Origin of the sequence: Rhodoferax antarcticus ANT.BR (genome assembly GCF_001938565.1) — a bacterium.
Classification (GTDB): domain Bacteria; phylum Pseudomonadota; class Gammaproteobacteria; order Burkholderiales; family Burkholderiaceae_C; genus Rhodoferax; species Rhodoferax antarcticus.
Genome location: NZ_MSYM01000005.1, coordinates 154,560 through 174,165, shown reverse-complemented (window position 1 = coordinate 174,165; position 19,606 = coordinate 154,560). Strand labels below are relative to the sequence as shown.

15 protein-coding genes and 1 pseudogene are annotated in these 19,606 nt (G+C 61.5%); 4 read left to right on the top strand and 12 right to left on the bottom strand.

Annotation, left to right across the window (positions count from 1 at the left end):
• Positions 1-8 precede the first annotated feature (8 nt).
• The 6 genes from BLL52_RS02505 to BLL52_RS02480 all read right to left on the bottom strand — a co-directional run bounded on the left by BLL52_RS02505 (position 9) and on the right by BLL52_RS02480 (position 9,869).
• Entirely contained in the window at positions 9-806 is a 798-nt protein-coding gene (locus tag BLL52_RS02505; RefSeq protein ID WP_075585144.1) for a M90 family metallopeptidase, read from the bottom strand.
• Between the two features lie 168 nt (positions 807-974).
• The gene (locus BLL52_RS02500; protein ID WP_075585143.1) at positions 975-3,497 is read right to left on the bottom strand and encodes a putative bifunctional diguanylate cyclase/phosphodiesterase; all 2,523 of its coding nucleotides are present in this window, start codon (positions 3,495-3,497) and stop codon (positions 975-977) included.
• A 34-nt stretch (positions 3,498-3,531) separates the two neighbouring features.
• Complete coding sequence (locus tag BLL52_RS21705; RefSeq protein ID WP_075585142.1) at positions 3,532-5,292, bottom strand: methyl-accepting chemotaxis protein; 1,761 nt, start codon at positions 5,290-5,292, stop codon at positions 3,532-3,534.
• Between the two features lie 207 nt (positions 5,293-5,499).
• Positions 5,500-6,108 (bottom strand): ANTAR domain-containing response regulator, encoded by a 609-nt coding sequence (locus BLL52_RS02490; RefSeq protein WP_075585141.1) that lies wholly within the window; start codon positions 6,106-6,108, stop codon positions 5,500-5,502.
• Between the two features lie 41 nt (positions 6,109-6,149).
• The gene (locus tag BLL52_RS02485) at positions 6,150-8,117 is read right to left on the bottom strand and encodes a sensor histidine kinase (RefSeq protein ID WP_075585140.1); all 1,968 of its coding nucleotides are present in this window, start codon (positions 8,115-8,117) and stop codon (positions 6,150-6,152) included.
• A gap of 81 nt (positions 8,118-8,198) precedes the next feature.
• The gene (locus tag BLL52_RS02480; RefSeq protein ID WP_075585139.1) at positions 8,199-9,869 is read right to left on the bottom strand and encodes an MBL fold metallo-hydrolase; all 1,671 of its coding nucleotides are present in this window, start codon (positions 9,867-9,869) and stop codon (positions 8,199-8,201) included.
• Positions 9,870-9,988: 119 nt separating this feature from the next.
• On the opposite strand from BLL52_RS02480, the gene dapF reads away from it, so the two are divergent.
• The 4 genes and pseudogenes from dapF to BLL52_RS19875 form a co-directional block, all read left to right on the top strand.
• Positions 9,989-10,858: a diaminopimelate epimerase gene (gene dapF / locus BLL52_RS02475; protein ID WP_075585138.1), complete on the top strand. Its 870-nt coding sequence runs from the start codon at positions 9,989-9,991 to the stop codon at positions 10,856-10,858.
• Between the two features lie 8 nt (positions 10,859-10,866).
• Positions 10,867-11,586, top strand: a complete 720-nt coding sequence (locus tag BLL52_RS02470) for a DUF484 family protein (RefSeq protein ID WP_075585211.1) — start codon at positions 10,867-10,869, stop codon at positions 11,584-11,586.
• Between the two features lie 21 nt (positions 11,587-11,607).
• The gene (locus tag BLL52_RS02465; protein ID WP_075585137.1) at positions 11,608-12,627 is read left to right on the top strand and encodes a tyrosine recombinase XerC; all 1,020 of its coding nucleotides are present in this window, start codon (positions 11,608-11,610) and stop codon (positions 12,625-12,627) included.
• Positions 12,628-12,829: 202 nt separating this feature from the next.
• Positions 12,830-13,278 (top strand): annotated as a pseudogene (locus BLL52_RS19875) (transposase); the annotation flags it as partial.
• Between the two features lie 86 nt (positions 13,279-13,364).
• On the opposite strand, the gene BLL52_RS02450 reads toward BLL52_RS19875, so the two are convergent.
• The 6 genes from BLL52_RS02450 to BLL52_RS02425 all read right to left on the bottom strand — a co-directional run bounded on the left by BLL52_RS02450 (position 13,365) and on the right by BLL52_RS02425 (position 19,354).
• Positions 13,365-14,009, bottom strand: coding sequence for a D-hexose-6-phosphate mutarotase (locus BLL52_RS02450; RefSeq protein ID WP_158025669.1), 645 nt, complete (start codon positions 14,007-14,009; stop codon positions 13,365-13,367).
• Between the two features lie 22 nt (positions 14,010-14,031).
• A complete protein-coding gene (locus BLL52_RS02445) occupies positions 14,032-14,514 on the bottom strand; it encodes a bacteriohemerythrin (protein WP_083633743.1) in 483 nt (160 codons plus the stop codon).
• Between the two features lie 136 nt (positions 14,515-14,650).
• Positions 14,651-15,544 (bottom strand): D-hexose-6-phosphate mutarotase, encoded by an 894-nt coding sequence (locus tag BLL52_RS02440; RefSeq protein ID WP_075585133.1) that lies wholly within the window; start codon positions 15,542-15,544, stop codon positions 14,651-14,653.
• Between the two features lie 88 nt (positions 15,545-15,632).
• Positions 15,633-16,535 carry an alpha/beta fold hydrolase gene (locus BLL52_RS02435; protein ID WP_075585132.1) on the bottom strand — a complete coding sequence of 301 codons (903 nt, stop codon included), beginning with the start codon at positions 16,533-16,535 and terminating at the stop codon, positions 15,633-15,635.
• A 3-nt stretch (positions 16,536-16,538) separates the two neighbouring features.
• Complete coding sequence (locus BLL52_RS02430) at positions 16,539-18,290, bottom strand: wax ester/triacylglycerol synthase family O-acyltransferase (protein WP_139313280.1); 1,752 nt, start codon at positions 18,288-18,290, stop codon at positions 16,539-16,541.
• A gap of 158 nt (positions 18,291-18,448) precedes the next feature.
• Positions 18,449-19,354 (bottom strand): alpha/beta fold hydrolase, encoded by a 906-nt coding sequence (locus tag BLL52_RS02425; RefSeq protein WP_075585130.1) that lies wholly within the window; start codon positions 19,352-19,354, stop codon positions 18,449-18,451.
• Positions 19,355-19,606 lie beyond the last annotated feature (252 nt).

The following is a 19,606-nucleotide window of genomic DNA, read 5'->3' as shown; positions in this document are numbered from 1 at the left end:
CGTTTCCCTCAGCGCCAGCTCAGCGGGTCAAGTTGGTAAAACTGGCTCAATTCACCGTACAGGTCGGGGTGGGCCTCGGCCATGCGCGCGGGCTGTTCAAAAAACACCTCCGAGATCACCGCAAAAAACTCAGCGGGGTCGGTAGCGCCATAGTCACTGAACAGCGACGGCTCGCCGCGCGCCGCGCGGGCCTGCAGCGCGGCAAACTCGTCACCCAGCACACGCGACCAGCGCTGGTAGTGCGCGCGCCGCGCCAGCAGCGGCGCACCGTTGGCGCTGCCGGTTTCCTGATCGAGCTGGTGGGCAAATTCGTGGATGGCAACGTTTTGCCCGTCGTCCACCGTGGCCGCGCCGTGCAGTGTGTCCTGCCACGACAGAATGACCTGGCCTTCTGACCAGGATTCGCCCGCCAGCACCTGGCGTGCGCGGTGCGCCACACCCACCCCATCGGTGTGGTCGCGCTCCACCACAAAACTGTCCGGGTAGACCAGAATCTGGCGTAATTTCGGGTAGTAAGCGCTGGAGCGGTTCAGAATCAGCAGGCAAGCCTGAGCCGCAATCGTGACCCGAATGTCGTCGTTGACCTGCAGTCCATTGCACCCAATAAACGCTTTCTCGGCCGTAAACACCTGAATATGCTGCTTTAGCCGCAGTTGCAAATCAGCGGGCAGCAAGCGCACATAAGGCACGCGTCGCTTCAAAATCTCACGCCAGCGGGTCGGAAAAGGTTTTGCCCGCAAGGCCTTGCGCCGACGTTCAATCCACCACGGCTGGCCGACGACCCACAGCACCGGCAGCAGGCCCATCAATGCGAGGAGGGTGGTCGACAGGGCGGGCGTTTCGATAGCAATTCAACCGAGGAAGTTCATGGGCAGGGTAGCTGGGTGCTTTTGCAGGGTTTTCAATAGCGCGCTGGGTTAGGCCGGTGGGCGCAAGGCACCGCTGAGGATGCTACAGAAGGCTTGAAGCCAAGCTTATTGCGCAATAGCCTCAAAATCAAATTCATGTCTGTCGCGGGACTCGAGCAGGCGTGCGGTCAACTCACTGACAGGCATCGCCTTGGCAAACAGCCAGCCCTGATACACCTCACACCCCAGGTTGCGCAAAAACGCCAGTTGCGAAGGCGTTTCGACGCCTTCGGCTACGAGCGTCATGTCCAAGCTGTGGGCCAGCGCAATGATGGCTCGGCAAATCTTGGCATCCCCCTGATCTGCTGCAATGTCCTTGACGAAGGTGCGGTCAATCTTCAGCACCGAAACCGGCAACGACTTCAGATACGCCAGCGACGAATAACCGGTGCCAAAGTCATCGAGCGCCACCGTGCAGCCCAAGGCCACCAGCGCACTGAGTTCTGCGTGGGCTGCTTCAGGTTGCTCCATGGCGATGGATTCGGTGATTTCAATTTCAAGCAAGTGCGCCGGGGCGCCGGTGCGCTGTAGCACGGCGCGCACCTGATCGGCCACATTGCCTTGGCGAAACTGCTGTGCCGAAAAATTCACGGCCACTTGCAAGGGCGTGCCAGCACGGTGCCAGGCGGCAATCTGCTGGCACGCCGTCTCCAGCACCCAGGCTGATATGGGCAGGATCAGCCCGGTGGACTCCGCCACCGGAATGAACCGCGCTGGCGAGACATCCCCCAACTCGTCATCGTGCCAGCGCAATAAAGCTTCTGCGCCCAGCATGGTTTCGCCGTTGGCAGCCATCTTGGGTTGGTAAAACAGCCTCAGGCGCCCATTGTCCAGAGCTTCTTTCAGGCGCACTTGAACCCGCATGTTTTCTTGGGCCCGCAATTCAAACTGGGGCGAGTAACAGGCGTAGCTTCCGTGTACCGAGCGTTTGGCCTGGTACATCGCCATGTCGGCAAAGCGCAGCAAAGCGTCTGCGTTTTGCCCGTCGCCAGGGTAAAAAGCAATCCCGATGCTGCCACTGGAATGAATCTCCTGGCCGATGAGCGTGTAGGTTTTTCCCATGGTGGCAATCAGTTTTGCAGCCACCGCCATGGCTTCGTCGGTGCTTTGCATATCGGCAAGCAAAATGGCAAACTCGTCGCCGCCAAGGCGCGCCAGCGTGTCGCTTTGGCGCAGCGAGGCACCAAGGCGCTGTGATACCAACACCAGCAACTCGTCGCCTACCGCATGGCCAAAGCTGTCATTGACCGTCTTGAAATCGTCCAGGTCAAGCATCAGCACGGCCACATGCCGACCCGTTCTTTTGGCTTGGGTCAAGGCTTGGCTCAATTGCAGATTGAACATCCAGCGGTTGGGCAAGCCGGTCAGCTCGTCGTGGGTCGCACGGTGACGCAGCGACTCCTCAAACCCCTTGCGCTCGGTCAGGTCGCGGATATAGGCAATGGCGTAACTTTGTCCCTTGTCCTCCCAGTGGCCCAGGGAAATATCCACCGGCAACATGCTGCCATCTTGCCGCTGCAGCTGCACGTCCATGCAGCCCATAGTTCGACCGTGCGGATCGATAAAATATCCACGCATGTCGGCACCGTGGCGCTCGCGCTGGTGCTCGGGTAGGAAGATGTCCACATTCTGACCAAGCAGCTGATCCTTGGCATATCCAGTCAGCCTTTCGACTGCGGGGTTGGTCATCAATATCAAGCCAGACTGGTTTACCCAAAGAATGCCATCGGGTGCCGCATTCAACACCTGTTGCTCGCGCAGGTGCTGAGCGCTTAAGCGCTGTAGTGGCCGGTTGATGGCCTCATTGAACGTGGCATGAAACAAATACAGGTAGGCCGCTACCTTGTACAGGTGCCCTAGCATGTTGGCCACATCGATGCCGTTTACGCCCAGAATGGTAAAAAACGATTCTGACGCTATCGACAGTGCCACGGCAAAGCCCAGGGCCATCGCACATTCGTCGACCAGTTCGACGCGGCGCAGCCAAAGCACCAGCAAGGTCAGCAAGTGCACGGCAATGATCGCCCACTCCAGCCTGATCTTCAGCGGCGTCAGACCTTGCCCGGCGACAAACAACTGTGGCAAACGGTCCGGCCAAAGCAGTCCGAAAAACGCCAGCGCAGCCACAATGCTCAGCATCACCAACGCAGCCAGGCGTTTGTGCAAGGTGCTGAGCTCGGGTGCGCGTGGCAAAGACGCATACACCAAAATGGAAACGGCCGCCAGCATGCGCGCACACAGCCAGAAGAACGCGGCTTTCTGGGGCGAATTGGCCGAAATCGCGTCGGGCATGCCGGCATAGCTCATGGTGTGCAGCGCATCCAACAGGGCCACGCCCAAGAAACCGACCCCCATTAGCACCACGGCGCCATTGCGTGCCGACAGCACCGCCCGGTAGCCCGTCAGAAAAACCAGTGCCGCCACGACCACTGCAAAAATTTCGACCGCATTGTGAAAAAACAGAAACAAGGCCGGGTCGAGCACCATGGGCTGCACCGGGTGATAGACCCACCACCAGGCGGGCACGGCCAGGGCCAGCAGCGTCAAAGCTATCGCTTTTTGCAACGTATGGGCGCGATGGCATTGCATGGCAGTCAGCAGGGAAAAGCCTTAAGGCGTGAAGTTAAAAGCTGGACCAGTTGGTTTCAGCCAACTGAGGCGCTACCGCGCGCGCCTGAAGGGCCCTTGACGGGTGTTGCATCCGCATGGCAACGGCTCTTGAAGTGTCAATCATCGGCCTCAGGATGGCGCTCTTGGCGGCAGCTGATGCCTCGTACAGGTGCCAATTGGTGTCCGCTTTGAGCCGCGTGGCAGTTGTTGGGGTTCCTGCTGGGGTCTTGTCGTCCTCCAGCTTGAACACCTCCATGGACGCCACCAAGTCCTGCGCCTGCTCGGTCAGGCTCGATGCTGCAGCCGCCATTTCTTCTACCAGTGCGGCGTTTTGCTGGGTGACCTGGTCCATGTGCATCACCGCTTCGCCCACTTGCGACACGCCCAGGCTTTGCTCATGGCTGGCCGCGCTGATCTCACCCATCAGGTCGGTCACGCGCTTAATGGCTGTGACTACCTCGGTCATGGTGACACCAGCCTTGTCCACCAAAGCGCTGCCTTGATCTACCCGGGCCACACTGGTGTCAATCAATGCCTTGATCTCTTTGGCGGCAGAGGCGCTGCGCCCAGCCAGCGCTCTCACTTCAGTGGCCACCACGGCAAAGCCCCGGCCCTGCTCACCGGCGCGCGCTGCCTCGACCGCCGCGTTGAGCGCCAAAATATTGGTCTGAAAGGCAATACCGTCAATCACGCTGATGATGTCGGCAATCTTGCGCGAGGCGTCGTTGATACCCCGCATGGTGGCTACCACCTCGGTCACCACCTCGCCACCCTGCACCGCCACCGTGCTGGCCTCTTGCGCAAACTGGTTGGCCTGGCGCGCGTTGTCAGCGTTTTGCTTGACGGTGGCGCTGAGCTGCTCCATGGAAGCGGCGGTTTGCTCCAGGGCGCTGGCCTGGGTTTCAGTGCGGGCGCTCAGGTCGTGGTTGCCCGCGGCGATCTGGGCGCTGGCCGTGGCCACACCGTCGGCCCCGTGTCGCACCTTGCTCACCACTCCGATCAGATTGACCTGCATGGTGGCAAACGATGACAACACGTGGCTGATTTCATCCTTGCCTTCCACGGTCACGATGTGGCTCAGGTCACCTGATGCGGCTGCGTCTGCTGCCTTGGAGGCCAGCCGCAAGGCGCGGGACATGCCACGAATCAGCGCCGCACCAAACAGCACTGCAAACAGCACACACGCCCCGATGGCAGTGATGGACACCATGCGGATGGTGCTGTAGCGCGCGGTTGCCGCATCAAATTCTTCCCGGGCTATATCAATTTGCAGTTTCATGAGCGCATCCAGCCCGGCGTCTACCGGCCCATACAACGTGCGCGTGCGCTCCAGGGTAATGCGCTTGGCAGCTTCGAAGTCTTGGGCATCCAGCGCCGCGACGGCGGGTTTCAGGGCTTCAGTGACAAACCGGCCCCGATCCAGCGCCAGCTGCTTGGCGATTTCAGCCTCTTTGGGTGTCAGCGTGGTCGCCATATAGGTTGCCCAGATTTTGCCAATGGCCAGCATGTTGGCTTCAGCAACTGCGGTACCGTTGGCAACTTCTTCTGGCACTGGGTTGATCAGGGCGCCCGCAATGGCCAGCCGGATGCGCAAATTCAGCTTGTCAATGTCAGCAATTTGCGCCATCGGCACCGTTCGGTCCTCATAGACCGATTTCAGCGCATCGTTGGTTTTGCTGATGCCGTACAAACCCAGACCGCCAATCAGAACCAGCAGCAGTGACGCAAAGCCAATCAAAAAAATCAGGCGCGTGGAGATTTTGAATTGATTCATAACCGTAACTCCCTCATTCCATCCGGCGGGGTGGTTCGTAAACGCGAAAGTGCTGCGCGGACTGGCGCAACCTGGCGGGTGAACGAGACGGGGAGTAAGGTCTCAGGAAAGGTCAGGTATCAGAGGCAAGGATACAGACTTGCGAGCACTATATCAACAAAAAATGACCTTCCCCTTTCGAGGGGGATAGCCGCGCCGCCTCGCAAGTTAGCCGCTGGTCAACGCCTCATGCGCCTGCAGTACGGCGTGCGCCACATCAGCCAGCTTGCGGCGCTGGGTGCGCGCGGCGGTGCGCAGCACGTCAAACGCTGCCTGGCGACTCAGGCGGTATTGCACCATGGTGATGCCCACCGCCAGGCTCACCCCGCGCTCCACCACCAAGGCGTTTTGCAACTGCGCTGTCATGCCGTGCAGGCTGTGCAGTTCGCGGGCACGCAGCAGCGCGGCCTCCAAGGCGGGCACCATCTGCGCCACGCCCATGGGCTTGACCAGGTAGCTCAGGGCGCCCAGGCTGACGGCTTTGTCCACGCTGGCCGCATCGCTGTAAGCGCTGAACATGACAAACGCTACATGCTCAAAATCTCGCAGTCGGTCAGCCAGCGCCAGTCCGTCGACCTGTGGCATCTGTAAATCCAGAATGGCCAGATCGGGGCGATCCCCATTGGCCAGCAACGCCTCGGCATCCTGTGCCGACTCGGCCGTGCTGACCCGGTAGCCCGCGTGGCGCAAACCACTGGCCAAGGTGGACAGAATCAACCGGTCATCATCGACCAGCAGCAAGTGAGCCTTGCAAGAAGCCGCAATGGTGGTGTTCATGGGCGTTCAAAATTCCTGTACTGCTATTAAAAAAATAGTATTTAACTCAATAGATGAAAGGGCTTAAAGCCAAAATCATCCATAAAACTCAGCACGGGTGGCCCCAGCACCAGCACCGTGTGCACATACCCGCCTTCTGTGTGGTGCGTCAGTTGTGCGCCCTCGCGGGGCAGCAAGGTGTGCACCAATTGCAGGCCATTGCCCAAGGGTTTTGTTGGGGTTGAGCCCTTGCCCGGCCAGTCACCTGCATTGACGATACTCCAGAGCACCGCGCAGGTGTCATCGACCTTTTGAATTGCAATCTGCACGACGCCGGTGGCCGGGTGGCTGTGCTTGACGGCGTTTTGCAACAGTTCATTGAGCACCAGTGCCACGGGTACGGCGTCCGCTGGCCCAATCACACGCTCCGACCAAGGTGTGGGCACAGCAACGTCAATCTGCCTTTTCCACAGCGTACCCACGCCGCGCGCCACTGCTGACGTCAGCTCGCACAACTTCACTTGGTTGCGCTCGGTCTGGCCCTGCAGGCCGTGAATCACGGCCACACTTTGCACTTGAGCCACCAACTGTTCTATGGCCTCCTGCGTTTGCGGATGCGTGCGGCCAAATTCGCTCAGGATGCCAGCCACGCCCTGCAGGTTATTCTTGATGCGGTGATGCACCTCGCGCACCAGCGCACTGCGCAAAGTCGCTTGCAGGGCATCCTTTTGCGCTTCCAACCGTTTGCGGTCGCTGACATCGTGGCCGATGGCCAGATAGCGATCTTCTCCCAGGCGCTGGGTGACCAACTCGGTCACGATGGTGCTGCCGTTCTTGCCTTTGAGTGACCATTCGCGGCGCACAAACGGCTCGGTTTTCAGCCGCTCCATGTGAGCGGGGAGCCCAGCCAGTTCCGGCTCGGCCAGCAGGTCGGCAATGCGCATGGTCAGGTATTCGTCGATGGTGTAGCCCAAAAGGCTGCAGGCCGCCCGGTTGGCAAAAATATGGCGCTCTGTCAGGTCGCTGATCCAGACCACGTCACCCGCAGCCTGCATCACCTGCTGCATGTCGGCCTCGGCACGCATGCGCTCGGTGATGTCGGTGATGAAGCCGTGCCACAGGGTGCTACCGTCCGCCAATCGCTCCGGTCGGGCCAGACCCGACAGCCAACGCAAACCCTGCCGAGGCAAATTGACACGGAACTCCTGCGTCCAGGTCTGCAGGGTGCGGGCCGATTCGATGAGCGCGGCTTGCACCACATCGCGGTCATCCGGGTGCAGTCTGGCGGTCGCCGGGCTGGCATCCTCGCGCACCTGCTCGGGCGTGACTTCATAGATGTCTGCCATGCCAGCGCTGGCATAGGGGAAGCAGCGACGTCCATCGGGCCAGCGGCGGTACTGGTAAACCACCCCTGGCACATTGCGCGACAGCTTCTCCAGCAGATCATGGCTGGCCTGCAAACCGGATTCGAGTTTTTTGCGTTCGGAAATGTTGGTCAGCACCGCGCGGCACTGCAGGGCGTCGTTGGACCGCATGGCATTAACCACCACCCGTATTCCAGGCTTGGCGTCATCTGAACGGATCAATGTCAACTCGCAGCTGTGTTCAGACCCTTGGTCAAACACCTGCCAGAGGAATTCTGCAAATAGCTTGCGCTCAGCCATGGCGACAGAGAAGCCAAAGCGCGCGCCGACCAATCGAGCGCGATTGCGGCCCAGCAGGCTGGCCAGCGCCAGATTGCATTGGCAGATGTTGCCACTGCGGTCCAGCGTGACATAGCCCACCGGCGCAAAGTCATAGAAATCGGCATAGCGCTCGGCGGCTTCTTCCACCTGCACGCGCGCTTCGCGCAGCGCTTCGTTTTGCAATTCAAGCTCGATCTGGTGCACCTGTAACTCGTGCAACTGGCGCTGCACCGCCTGCGGGGAAACAAACGCAGGGTCATCGGGGAACTGGTTTTGCAGACGCTGCTCGGCCTGGCGGCGCAGGGCACTGTTCTGCTGACCCTCATCAAGCGGTGGGAGACTCATAGGCCAATGTAGCATCAACGATTCCCAAAAAGGGCGACACGGCTGAGCTGGCGCCAAGCCCCCGGCAGCATGGCGTAAGGCTCAGTAGCCAACGTTCGAGGCAATCCGCGCCAGATGCGCCAACAGCGAGCGTTTGGCCACCGGCCACATGCGCTCGGGCACGTCGGCGTAGGCGCTTGCCAGCCAGTCGTCTGGCGTGCCGTCGGGCAGCGCCTGCATGGCGGCCATCACTTTGGCCTCACGCTGCAAACGGTGCGCCTTCAGCCGGTCGATCGCCGCCAGTGCTTCGTCGCCGGGGCCGCCCATGGCGTAACCGTGTGCGGGCAAGATGAAGCCCACACCCAGCTGCACGCAGGTGGTTCGCAGCAGGTCCAGCGACGTCAGGTAGTCATTCATGTCGCCGTCAGGCGGGTCCACCACGGTGGTGCTGCCGTTCAAGATGTGGTCGCCGGAAAACAGCAGGCCGTCTTGCAACAGCACCAGACACACGTGGTTGGCCGCGTGCCCGGGGGTATAGATCACTTCCAGCGTATGGCCAGAGTTATATGCCAAATCTCCCTCTAGCCCTTTTGGAATAAGCGTGAGTAGCTCATGATTTAAGAGCGCTCTGTCCGGCGTAAAAGTGCTGGCGGCGCGCGCTGTCGGGGCGCTGGGCAGGCCCAGAATCGGTGGTGTGGGCGCGCACATGGCCTGCAGTGGCCGGGCGCCCGGCGCGTGGTCCGGGTGCGAGTGGGTGCAGACGATCATGCGGATGTCACCGCCAGCGGCGCGCCAGAGCTTTTCCAGGTGCTGGGCATCCGCCGGGCCAGGGTCGATCACGATGTAGCCGGTATCGGGGTCGCCTACCAGGTAGCTGTTGGTGCCAGGGCCGGTCATGGCGCCAGGGTTGGGGGCGGTCAGGCGCTGCAGGTTTTTTAACAGCGGCACGACGCGCTCGGTTTGCCAGTCCAGCGGGTGCACGATCTGGCCATCCGGGCAGACCAGGGCGAGCTCGCCAAACGGCAGTTCGTGTTCCATATAGCGGGCTTCGCGCCCACTCAGCAGGCCAGCGCGTGGGCAACTGGTCCACAGCGGCTCTTCGCTGACGGCGCAGGCGTCCAGCAGTGCTGACACGTCTGCAAAGGCGTCCAAGCGCTCCAGCGTGCGAATGGTCGGGTAAATCATGAAAAAAAGGCCCGCGTGGTGGCGTGCCAGCGCGTCAGCCGGGCGCACCCAGACCGGCTCGAACTGCTCCGATTCATCGGCCACCGGGTGCTGGCCGTCAGGCATGCGCGCCACCAAAAAGGGCACCTCAAAGCGACGGGCCAAGTCGCGGTCGGCGATCCAGCGGGCCAGCACAAACACCTCGTCAGCCGCCAGCGTCAGGCTGCGCGCGGCGCATTGCGCGAAGAAATCGCCCTGGCGGTCCAGCGCCTCAATGTCGGCCTGGGTCGCCCAACTGCCGTCGGCGTGGCGCGCCAGCAGCACGCCGAGTTCTTCAAGGCTCTCACGAATGGCGGCAATGGCTTCGGTGAGGTGCTGCGCCTGCTGGCCGATACGACGCGTGGCCAGCGTGTGGTTTTGTGTGTCGGCCGCATCCACACCACCGCCCGGAAACACATAGGCGCCCGGGGCAAAGCTGGCGCGGGCGGAGCGCCGCGTCATCAGCACCTCCAGCCCTAGCGGGCCGTCGCGCAGCAGCAGCACCGTGGCGGCCACGCGGGCAGGGGCGGGTGAACGGTTGGGGTGCAGGAGTTGGGTGGTGCGTGGCATGGGTAAATGATACCGACACGGTGTGCGGCACAGATAGCAGCTCTACGGAAAAGTCGCTGCTCAATGCGGTGCCTTCATCCAGGCGTGAGGTCAACCGATTCAATAGAGATAATGGCGCCATGCGAATCCCCTTTACCAAAATGCAAGGCGCCGGCAACGACTTTGTGGTGCTTGACGAGACCCAAACCCACTACGGCCTGAGCGCGGCGCAGTACCGTTTTCTGGCGGATCGGCACTTTGGCGTGGGCGCCGATCAGATTTTGACGGTGCGCGCCAGCAGCACCCCGGGCGTCGACTTTTCTTACCTTATTCACAACGCTGACGGCGGTGAGGTGGAGCACTGTGGCAACGGCGCGCGCTGTTTCCTGGCCTTTGTGCGCCGCCAGGGGCTGACGACCAAAGATCAGGTCACCGTGCAAACCATGAACCGTGTGCTGCAGCTCCAGATGCAGCCCGATGGCCGCGTCACGGTGGACATGCAAGCGCCAGACTTCGATCTGAGCCGCCTGCCGTTTAACAACAAAGGGCAGCACTGCGAATTAATAGGTTCATGGCTTTATTGGCCTCTAGCCCTTGATATACAAGCGCAAGAAGCTATTGTTAAAGTAGCACTGGTGTCGATGGGCAATCCGCACGCGGTCACGTTGGTGGACGATGTCGATACTGCGCCGGTGCTCAGCTACGGCCCACTGATCCAGAGCCTGAGTGCGTTTCCAAGTGGTGTGAACGTTGGTTTTATGCAGGTGGTGGATCGCAGTCATATTCGCCTGCGCGTTTACGAGCGCGGCGCGGGTGAAACGCTGGCTTGCGGCACCGGGGCCTGCGCAGCGGTGGTGGCCGGTATCCGAACGGGCCTGCTTGACGCCACTGTGGACGTGCAAACGCACGGAGGCACCCTGACGATTGGCTGGCAGGGCGAACGCACCCCGGTGCTGTTGACCGGCCCGGCCACGGTGGTTTTTGACGGTGACATAGAACTTCTCAATTGAAGGCAAACATGACGATTTCCAACCAGTTTCCCAACGCGATGGGCAGCCCGATCACCGAAGACGACATTGCCAACTATCTGGCCAACACCCCTGATTTTTTTGAGCGCCACGCCGAACTGCTGGCCGCGGTGCAACTGTCCAGCCCGCACAGCCAGCGCGCGGTGAGCCTGCAAGAGCGCCAGGCCACGCTGCTGCGCGAAAAAATCCGCATGCTGGAGCAGCGCATCATGGACATGATCCGCAACGTCAATGAAAACATGGTGCTGTCTGACAAGCTATTGCAGTGGGCGCAGACGCTGTTTTTGAACGCTGACTCGCAAGTCTTGCCGCAGTTGATTGCCGATGAACTGGCCAACCAATTTTCGGTGCCGCAAGTCGGCATCAAGGTGTGGGGCGTAACGCCGCAGTTTCAGTCCTGCAATTTCGCCTTGGGAGTCAGTGAGGATGCCAAGTCGTTTGCCACCTCGCTGACCGAACCTTTCTGCGGCGTCAACACCGGGCTGGAGGCCATCAACTGGCTGCCCGAACCGCAAGCCGCGGTGTCGCTGGCGATTCTGCCGCTGCGCGGCTTGCCCGTGGCCGGCGGCACACGTGGTGGTCTGGCCCCGGCGTTTGGCCTGCTGGTGCTGGCCTCGCCCGACGCGCAGCGCTTTAACAGCACCATGGGCACCGATTTTCTGGCTCGCATTGCCGAACTGGCCAGCGCCGCGCTGACACGGCTGCGCTGAAGCCCTCATGCCTGACCGACCATGACCGACCCGCTGGTGCAGCGTTATCTGGACCATGTGCGGTTTGAGAAACGTCTGGCCGAGCGCACCGTAACGCTCTACACCCTGGATCTGGAAAAGTTGGCCCGCAACGCGACGCTGGCTGGCGTGGACGTGCAGCAGGTGCAGCCCAGCCACATCCGCCGCTGGGTGGCGCAGATGCATTCGGGTGGGCGTAGCGCGCGTGGCATGGCGCTGATTCTGTCGGGCTGGCGCGGGTTTTATGCCTGGCTCGGGCGTGAAGGCCTGGTCGCCAGCAACCCGGTGGTGGACGTGCGCACCCCCAAAGCCGGTAAACCCTTGCCCAAAGCCTTGGCGGTGGACGAGGCCGTGCAACTTGCCAGCTTTAAAAACGAGAGCACTGACCCGTGGCTGGAAGCGCGTGATGCGGCTCTGGTCGAACTGCTCTATGGCGGCGGCCTGCGGCTGGCCGAGGTGACCGGGTTGGATGTGCTGGCCAGCAACAGCGCGCGCGGTTGGGTCGATTTGCAGGCTGGTGAGGCGCATGTGCTGGGCAAGGGCAACAAGCGGCGTATCGTGCCGGTGGGCTCCCAGGCGGTGCTGGCCGTGCAGGCTTGGCTGGCGGTGCGTGATCAGGGCTTGGATCAAGCGGTTCAAACGGCACAAGCGGCACAAGCGGCACAAGCGGCAGAACCCGCGTCACCCGGCCAAGCCACCGCTGGTGCTGCGTTCGTGCCACAACCTGCCTTGTTTATTGGTCGCAACGGCACCCGTTTGGCGGCGCAGTCGGTCTGGAAGCGCCTGCGCGCGCGCAGTTTGCAGGCCGGGCTGGCGCACCCGGTGCACCCGCACATGCTGCGCCACTCGTTTGCCAGCCATCTGCTGCAGTCCAGCAGCGACCTGCGCGGTGTGCAGGAGTTGCTGGGCCACGCCAACATCAGCACCACCCAAATTTATACCCGGCTGGACTTTGGTCACCTGACTAAAGCCTACGATGCAGCGCACCCACGCGCGCGCCTGAAGCCGGGTGGTTCAACCTAAAAGCTGCCGTTTTTAGGTTCAAAGTCACTACTGTCCGGTAGAGGTTGTTCCGCTTTGACGAAAACCCAATAGGCATGCGGGTTTGCGAGCGAAAAAGTTTGGTGTCGATTTGAATTTCATGATGCTTTTTACTGGTAATTTCCCTAGCCCGACAACTCGGGGAACTTACCGTGAATCTTGGAAAGACGCTTTTTGCGCAGGTGATCAGTCTGTGGCGCTCAATGGATTCAAGGCGGCCAAAGATGACCCCGAGCATTTGCGCCGGGTTCGTTTCAAGGATCCAATGGGCAAGACGCTGATCTTCTTGACCAACAACACGGCATTGTCAGCGCCGGTGATTGCGCAGCTTTACAAGAACCGCTGGCAGGTCGAATTGTTCTTCAAGTGGATCAAGCAGCATCTGCGTATCAAGAAGTTTTGGACACCAGCGAGAACGCAGTGAAGACGCAAATCTGGTGCGCCATCGCCACTTAGGTTTTGATCGCCATTGTCAAAAAGGAGCTTCAACTCAAATCCTCGCTCTACACTTGTCAACAGATTTTGTCGGTCTCGGTTTTCGAGAAAACCCAGGTTTCATGCGCCTTGCAGACCGATGAATTACAAAACGAACCCAAGTCCATCTCTAACCAATTGATTTTGTTTGACTTTTGACCGGACGGTTGTGAAACCACAGACACTTCCGCCACCAAGGTAGGGCTGGCGCCAGGCGCCAGCGTCACCCGGTCCGGCCCGGCGTTTCAGGTTTCCACGCACAGCATCTGGCGGTATTCGCTACAGGCCATGTCGGCCATGGTTTTTTCCTTGTCTGACCAGGGGTTCCAGACCACGGTGCTGGCGCTGCCCTGCTTGGTGATGCGCAGAGTGCGGCCGGTGGCTGCGTCCACGATCAGGCTGTTTGCCGTGGTGTCGGTGTAGATCCGGTCGGTTTCGCTTTGGAAGGTGACCGCGCCGCTTTGCTGGCATAGCGCAAAGTCTTGCACCTTATCAAGATAGTGGCAGCCGTCCAACCCCTGCACCGTGGTTTGCGCACTGTCGCCAGTACAAAAGTAGCTGGGCAACGCCTGGGTGATCTCGAAAGCCTCTGCACCGGTGTTGTGGGTGGTCAGCGCCAGGGTCAGCGTGCGGCCCACGGTCACCAGCAGTTCCAGTTCAAACGCATGCTCCCAGAAGCTGCGGGTGACGTCGTCGTCACAGATACCCAGACGCAGCACCACCTGGCCCGACGCGTCCAGCGCGGCGCCGCGCAGCTGCCACAGGCGCGTGCGCACAAGGCCGTGGGCGGGCTTGCCGGGCACCGCGCCAAACCACGGCCAGCACACCGGCACGCCAGCGCGCACGCCTTTGCCGCTTTCATAAACGGCCGCCTTGGACACCCAGAGCACGGGATAGGCAGCTGCGCAGAGATCATTTCCGGCCAAACAATCGGGCAAAAAAACCGCCTGACTTGGGCGCCACCTGCTGTACCAGCGGGGCGCTCGGTACCGGCCGGCTGGTGAGCCATTTTCCGAAGCGCAGGTCGTGGGTCATGATGTGTCCGATCAGCCATTTGTTCAGGAATTTGCGCATCTCCTGCACCCGGTCTTCGGTCCAGCCCTGGTCACTGCCCAGAAACTCGGCAACCTGGGCGGCAAATTCTTCATGCAACTTCAAATGTTGCTCAAACGCCGGGTAGCCGCTTTTTTCCATCATCGCCTGTTCGTTGGAAAAATGTGTGACCACATAGTCCAGCAGTTCGTCGACAGTGTGGTCCACCGACGCCAGGTTGAGCGCGCGCACCAAGGTAAACAGGTGCCGATGCTCCTGATCCACCTGGTCAATGCCGATCTTGAACCCGTCGCGCCATTCGATCACGAACGGCACTCTCTTGTGAGTTGCTTCTGTAGTCATGAGGTGTTGCCCTTCCAGCGGACTTGTTTTGTAAGGGTAAATACTACCTCAGAGCGGCGGCGGCGCCAAGCCCGTCACCGGACGGTTCAAGACTGGCGCTCACCCTCGCCAGATCGCCCCAGCGGCAATGGGTCGCTTACTCCACCGAAATAATCGCCACCAGCGTGTGCGCGCCGCCGGCCGGGATGCTCACCGCATCCGGCCCGGCGTTGCAGGTTTCCACGCAAAGCATCTGGTGGAATTCGCCGCTGGCCATGTCGGCCATGGTTTTTTCTTTGTCTGTCCAGGGGTTCCAGACCACGGTGCTGGCGCTGCCCTGTTTGGCGATGCGCAGGTTTCGGCCACCGGCTGCGTCCACGATCAGGCTGTCTGCCGTGGTGTCGGTGTAGATCCGGTCGGTTTCGCTTTGGAAGGTGACTGCGCCGCTTTGCTGGTATGGCGCAAAGTCTTGTACCTTGTCGAGATAGTGGCAGGCGTCGAGCCCCTGCACCGTGGTTTGCGTGATCTCTGTGGTGCACAAGTAGGTGTGCAGCGCCTGAGTGATCTCAAAAGCTTGCGTGCCAGTGTTGCGGGTGGTGAGCGCCAGGGTCAGCGTGCTTCCCACGGTCACGGTCAATTCCAAGTCAAACGCATGGTCCCAAAGGCTGTGGGTGGCGACGTCGTCACCGATCCCCAGACGCAGCACGACCTGGCCGGGCGCATCCAGTTCTGCGCCTCGTAGCTGCCAAAGTCGGGTGCGCACAAACCCATGCATGGGTTTCCCGGGCACCGCACCAAACCACGGCCAGCACACTGGCACGCCGCCGCGTACAGGCTTGCCTTCCTCAAAAATGGCGGCCTTGGACACCCACAGCACCGGCTGTTGCCCGGTCGGCTGCCAGGTCAGCACCTGGGCGCCCTGCAGCGCGATGCTGGCGCTGGCCAGCGGCGTGGTGATATGGGCCACCGGCAGGCCGGGTGCTGCCTCGTCAAAGTGCAGTGTGCCGGGCAAGCCAAAAGAGGCGTTCAGGGTGTCCAGAGGGGTGGGCATGGGGTGCTACTCGGTGAAAGGTTGGGGAAAAAGCGCTTGCGTGTGATGCGTGATTCGTGACGCTACTTAAATAATAGCTGTTAACGCTTCACGGATAAGGGCTAGAGCCCGAAAAAGCATTGCAATGGTCGAGAATGGCTTGGCTAAGCAGGGGCAGCAGCGCAGACGGCAGGTCATGGCCCATGCCGTCGATCACCATCAGTCTGGCACCGGGAGTGTGGTCTGCTGTGTCCTGGCCGCCCGACAGCGGCACCAGCGGGTCGTCACGGCCATGGATGACCAGGGTAGGCGCTTGGATCTGGCGCAGCAAGGGCCGCCGGTCACCACTGGCGATGACCGCCATCAGCTGGCGGTTGGTGCCAGCCGGGTTGTAGGCCCGTTTGACGCCTTGGCTAACACGCTCGTGCAGCGCCTGCACGGGTTCTGGGTAGTCCGGGCTGCCAATCACTTGCAGTATGTGCACCAGGTGGTCAGTGACCGACGCCAGATCCTTCGGCTTGGCCGGGCGGCTCATCAACATCCGGCGCACCTTGAGGCTGGGTTGGGGCAGGCGCTGGTGGCCGCTGGTGGACATGATGGAGGTCAGGCTCAGCACCCGCTGCGCATGGGCTGCGGCCAGCACCTGCGCGATCATGCCGCCCATCGACACGCCGACGATGTGCGCGCGCTCAATCTGTAGGGCATCCATCACCGCCAAGGTGTCTTGCGCCATGTCATGCAGCGTGTAGGGCGTGTGCACCGGCAGCTTCAAGACCGATGCCGCCACCGCTTTGAACAGACCCAACCCGCCACCACCAGTGGCGCGGGCAGACAAGCCACTGTCGCGGTTATCGAACCGCACCACCCGGTAGCCGCCCGCCACCAGCGCCTGGCAAAACGCATCAGGCCAGGCCACCAGCTGCATGCCCAGCCCCATGATCAGCACAATGGCCGGGTGAGCCGGGTCACCCAGCGACTCGAATTCGATCGGCACAGTTCCAGTGGTTCGCATGGGTCAGGTTGTTTGCGTGGGTTGCGCTGTCTTGCGGGTGGCGCGCGCTGCGGTGGCTGGCGCTGGCAGCAGCGCTCGGTACTCCTGAAAGCTGTCGCGCAGGCACTGGGCAAACACTTCGGGGTCAGGCAGTTGCTCGTCACAGCCGGTCAACGAGATCACCAGCATGTCGTTGTAGCTGGTCACCGAAAACACCAGCCCCATGCCGTCAGCAGTCGGCATGATCGCCGACAGGTAGGTCAGCTGCGCACCCAGCAGGTACAGCGCCACGGCGGGGCCGGGCAGATGGGTGATGCTGCAATTGGCCAGCGCTGCGTGTTTCAGCTCGACATAGGCCAGCACAAAGTCAACGGCCAACTGGCGCACAACGGGCACGGCGCAGCGCGCTGCGGTGAGGCCCACACACAGTTGCCCGGCATAACTCATCAGGGTGATGTTTAGCCCCACACCGTGCTCCACGATGGACACCGGCCAGTAACCGGTCATGCGCGCCTGGCCCACATACAGCGGCACAGGTGGGCCGGGCACATTGGAGATCACCAGGTAGGCCAGCAGCGGCAACACCTCGGAGACCCCCGCGCGGCCATACAGGTTGGCCAGGGTGCTGATCAGCCACGGCGCACCAATGCAAGGAAAGTCCGTGGGCAACGCCGATTTGGCGTGCCGCGCCACCGCCTTGGTGGCTGTGGTGTGGCCATGCACCGCCTGAAGGCGTTTGAGTGGGTCTTTGATGCGGGTGGCCAGGCTCACCAGGCTCAGCGTGGCCTGGGTGTGAAAGTCGGTGTTGCCCTTGTCACGCAGCGAGATCGCCATCGTGGCAATCAGCGACTTCTGGGGCAAAGGCCCGAGCCGCGCCAGATAACGCCTGAGCGCGCCGCCGCACACCGTCAACACCACATCGTTGACCGTGGCATCACAGGCGCCAGCGATGGCTTTGACCTCGGCCAGCGGCACGGCCTCTGCGGCAAAACCACGCTCGCGGGTGATGGCCACATTCAGCGGTGTGCGCGGGGCAAACGCCATGCCCGTCACGGCCTTAGCTGCTTTGCCGCTGCCAGGCTTCACCGTGCCGTGATCAGGCGCGCCGCCCGAGCTGCGCGCCAGCCCGGCGAGAGTGCGCGCCACACCCGGCAGCACGCGCACCAGCTTGACATATTGGCGAGCATCACGGCGCAAAGCCGCCGCCACCAGTCGCAGGGCGCCGGGTGGCTTGGGGTAGGGCCGCGCAGGTACTGTCTTTTTGCGAGCGCTGGTTTTGAACACCACGGGTGCGGTGTCAAACAGCGCGGCGGCCAGCGCGGCGGCAGCGTGTCCGTCGAGCATGGCGTGGTGGATCTTGAAATAATAGGCTTTTTCGCCGCTGGACAGGCCGTCCAGCACATACATCTTCCACAGCGGGCGGGCGCGCTCCAGCAGGTCAGCGTGCAGACCAGCCACCACGGCCTCCAGCTGTGCGCGCTCACCCGGTGCCGCAATCATGATGCGTTCAATGTGCCAATCCAGATCCACCTCGCCCTGCACCCACATCGGGTTGGCCAGTTGCAGCGGCATGTTGGTCAGATGCCGGCGCAGCAGAGGCACCATGCGCTGGGCCAGCATGGTTTTGGCATCGGTCAGAAAGTCGCCCTGGTAGCCCGGAGGCACCTCAAAGGTGTGCAACGAGCCCACATGCATGGGCGTGGCCAGGGTCTCAAGGTTCAAAAAAGCGCCGTCCAGCCCGCTTAAAGATTCCATGCCAGGTGTGAACGTGTTCAAGCTGTCCCTCTATGTATGGGTGTGCAAGGCTAAATTTGATTCTACGGCGCGGCCTTGGCCTGCGCCTGTGCGAGAAGTCGCGCAGGTTACTGAAACTGGCGGGATGAAATGCTATTTAAAAAATAGCTGTCAGCGCTTGACATATAAGGGCTGGAGGCCTAAAAGGCATTGCAATGATTGAGAATGGCCTGGCTCAGCGTGGGCAGCAGCGCGGGTGACAGGTCGTGCCCCATGCCGTCGACCACCAGCAGTTTGGCGCCGGGGATATGGTCCGCCGTGTCCTGACCGCCGGGCAACGGCACCAGCGGGTCGTCGCGGCCATGGATGACCAGCGTGGGCGCAGTGATGCGCTTGAGCAGCGGGCGCCGATCGCCACTGGCGATGATGGCCATCACCTGGCGCGTCAGGCCCGCAGGCTCGTAGGCGCGGCGAATGCCCCGGCCCACGCGCTCACGTAAGCCCGGCTCGGACTCAAGGTGCACCCGGCTGCCAATGGCGCGCACGATACGTACCTGGTGGTCAATCACCGACTCAAGGTCAGCCGGGTTGGCCGGGCGGCCCACCACCACGCGGCGAACGCTCAAGGCAGGCTGTTGCAGCCGCGGGTGGCCACTGGTGGACATGATGGAGACCAAGCTTTGCACGCGCTGCGGGTGTTTGGCCGCCAGCACTTGGCCGATCATGCCGCCCATGGACACGCCGACGATGTGGGCGCGCTGGATCTGCAATGCATCTATTACCGCCAGCGTGTCTTGCGCCATATCGTCCAAGGTGTAGGGCGAGGGCACCGGTAGCTTGAGTACTGACGCCGCAATGGTGCGAAACAGACCAAAACGGCCATACGCCGGTGCGCGGGCTGACAGGCCGCAGTCGCGGTTGTCAAAGCGCACCACGCGGTAGCCGCCGTCCACCAGCGCCTGACAAAAGCTGTCGGGCCAGGCGACGAGTTGCAGCCCCAGGCCCATGATCAGCACGATGGCCGGATGCGCCGGGTCGCCCAGCGCCTCATACGCGATGGGCCAGGCGCCAGTGGTGCGGCCTTGGAGGTGCTCAACGGAGTTCATGGAGACAACAAGACATGCATGGCAGTTTTAGACCTAAAAAAAGGTTCAGACTCTTCGGGTGGCACCTCTGTCAACGGCGACAGGGTGGGTTCAGGGCGGGGTGAATGCGGTTGCGAAACATCGTGGCGGAGTTTACGGCGTACCACCAGACGATTGAAGAACGACTGGTGACGCTATTGACGACGTAGCGATCAGCCTTTTAATATATGCTTTACAGGCCTTTCCAGCACAGAAAAATAGAGGGTTGCCCGG

Excerpts from the sequence above, each read along its gene's own strand:
- dapF (WP_075585138.1), top strand. The coding sequence starts at position 9,989 with ATGCGAATCCCCTTTACCAAAATGCAAGGCGCCGGCAACGACTTTGTG.
- BLL52_RS02485 (WP_075585140.1), bottom strand. The coding sequence starts at position 8,117 with ATGAGTCTCCCACCGCTTGATGAGGGTCAGCAGAACAGTGCCCTGCGC.
- BLL52_RS02465 (WP_075585137.1), top strand. The coding sequence starts at position 11,608 with ATGACCGACCCGCTGGTGCAGCGTTATCTGGACCATGTGCGGTTTGAG.
- BLL52_RS02440 (WP_075585133.1), bottom strand. The coding sequence starts at position 15,544 with ATGCCCACCCCTCTGGACACCCTGAACGCCTCTTTTGGCTTGCCCGGC.
- BLL52_RS02500 (WP_075585143.1), bottom strand. The coding sequence starts at position 3,497 with ATGCAATGCCATCGCGCCCATACGTTGCAAAAAGCGATAGCTTTGACG.
- BLL52_RS02505 (WP_075585144.1), bottom strand. The coding sequence starts at position 806 with ATGGGCCTGCTGCCGGTGCTGTGGGTCGTCGGCCAGCCGTGGTGGATT.
- BLL52_RS21705 (WP_075585142.1), bottom strand. The coding sequence starts at position 5,292 with ATGAATCAATTCAAAATCTCCACGCGCCTGATTTTTTTGATTGGCTTT.
- BLL52_RS02425 (WP_075585130.1), bottom strand. The coding sequence starts at position 19,354 with ATGAACTCCGTTGAGCACCTCCAAGGCCGCACCACTGGCGCCTGGCCC.
- BLL52_RS02480 (WP_075585139.1), bottom strand. The coding sequence starts at position 9,869 with ATGCCACGCACCACCCAACTCCTGCACCCCAACCGTTCACCCGCCCCT.
- BLL52_RS02490 (WP_075585141.1), bottom strand. The coding sequence starts at position 6,108 with ATGAACACCACCATTGCGGCTTCTTGCAAGGCTCACTTGCTGCTGGTC.
- BLL52_RS02445 (WP_083633743.1), bottom strand. The coding sequence starts at position 14,514 with ATGACTACAGAAGCAACTCACAAGAGAGTGCCGTTCGTGATCGAATGG.
- BLL52_RS02470 (WP_075585211.1), top strand. The coding sequence starts at position 10,867 with ATGACGATTTCCAACCAGTTTCCCAACGCGATGGGCAGCCCGATCACC.
- BLL52_RS02435 (WP_075585132.1), bottom strand. The coding sequence starts at position 16,535 with ATGCGAACCACTGGAACTGTGCCGATCGAATTCGAGTCGCTGGGTGAC.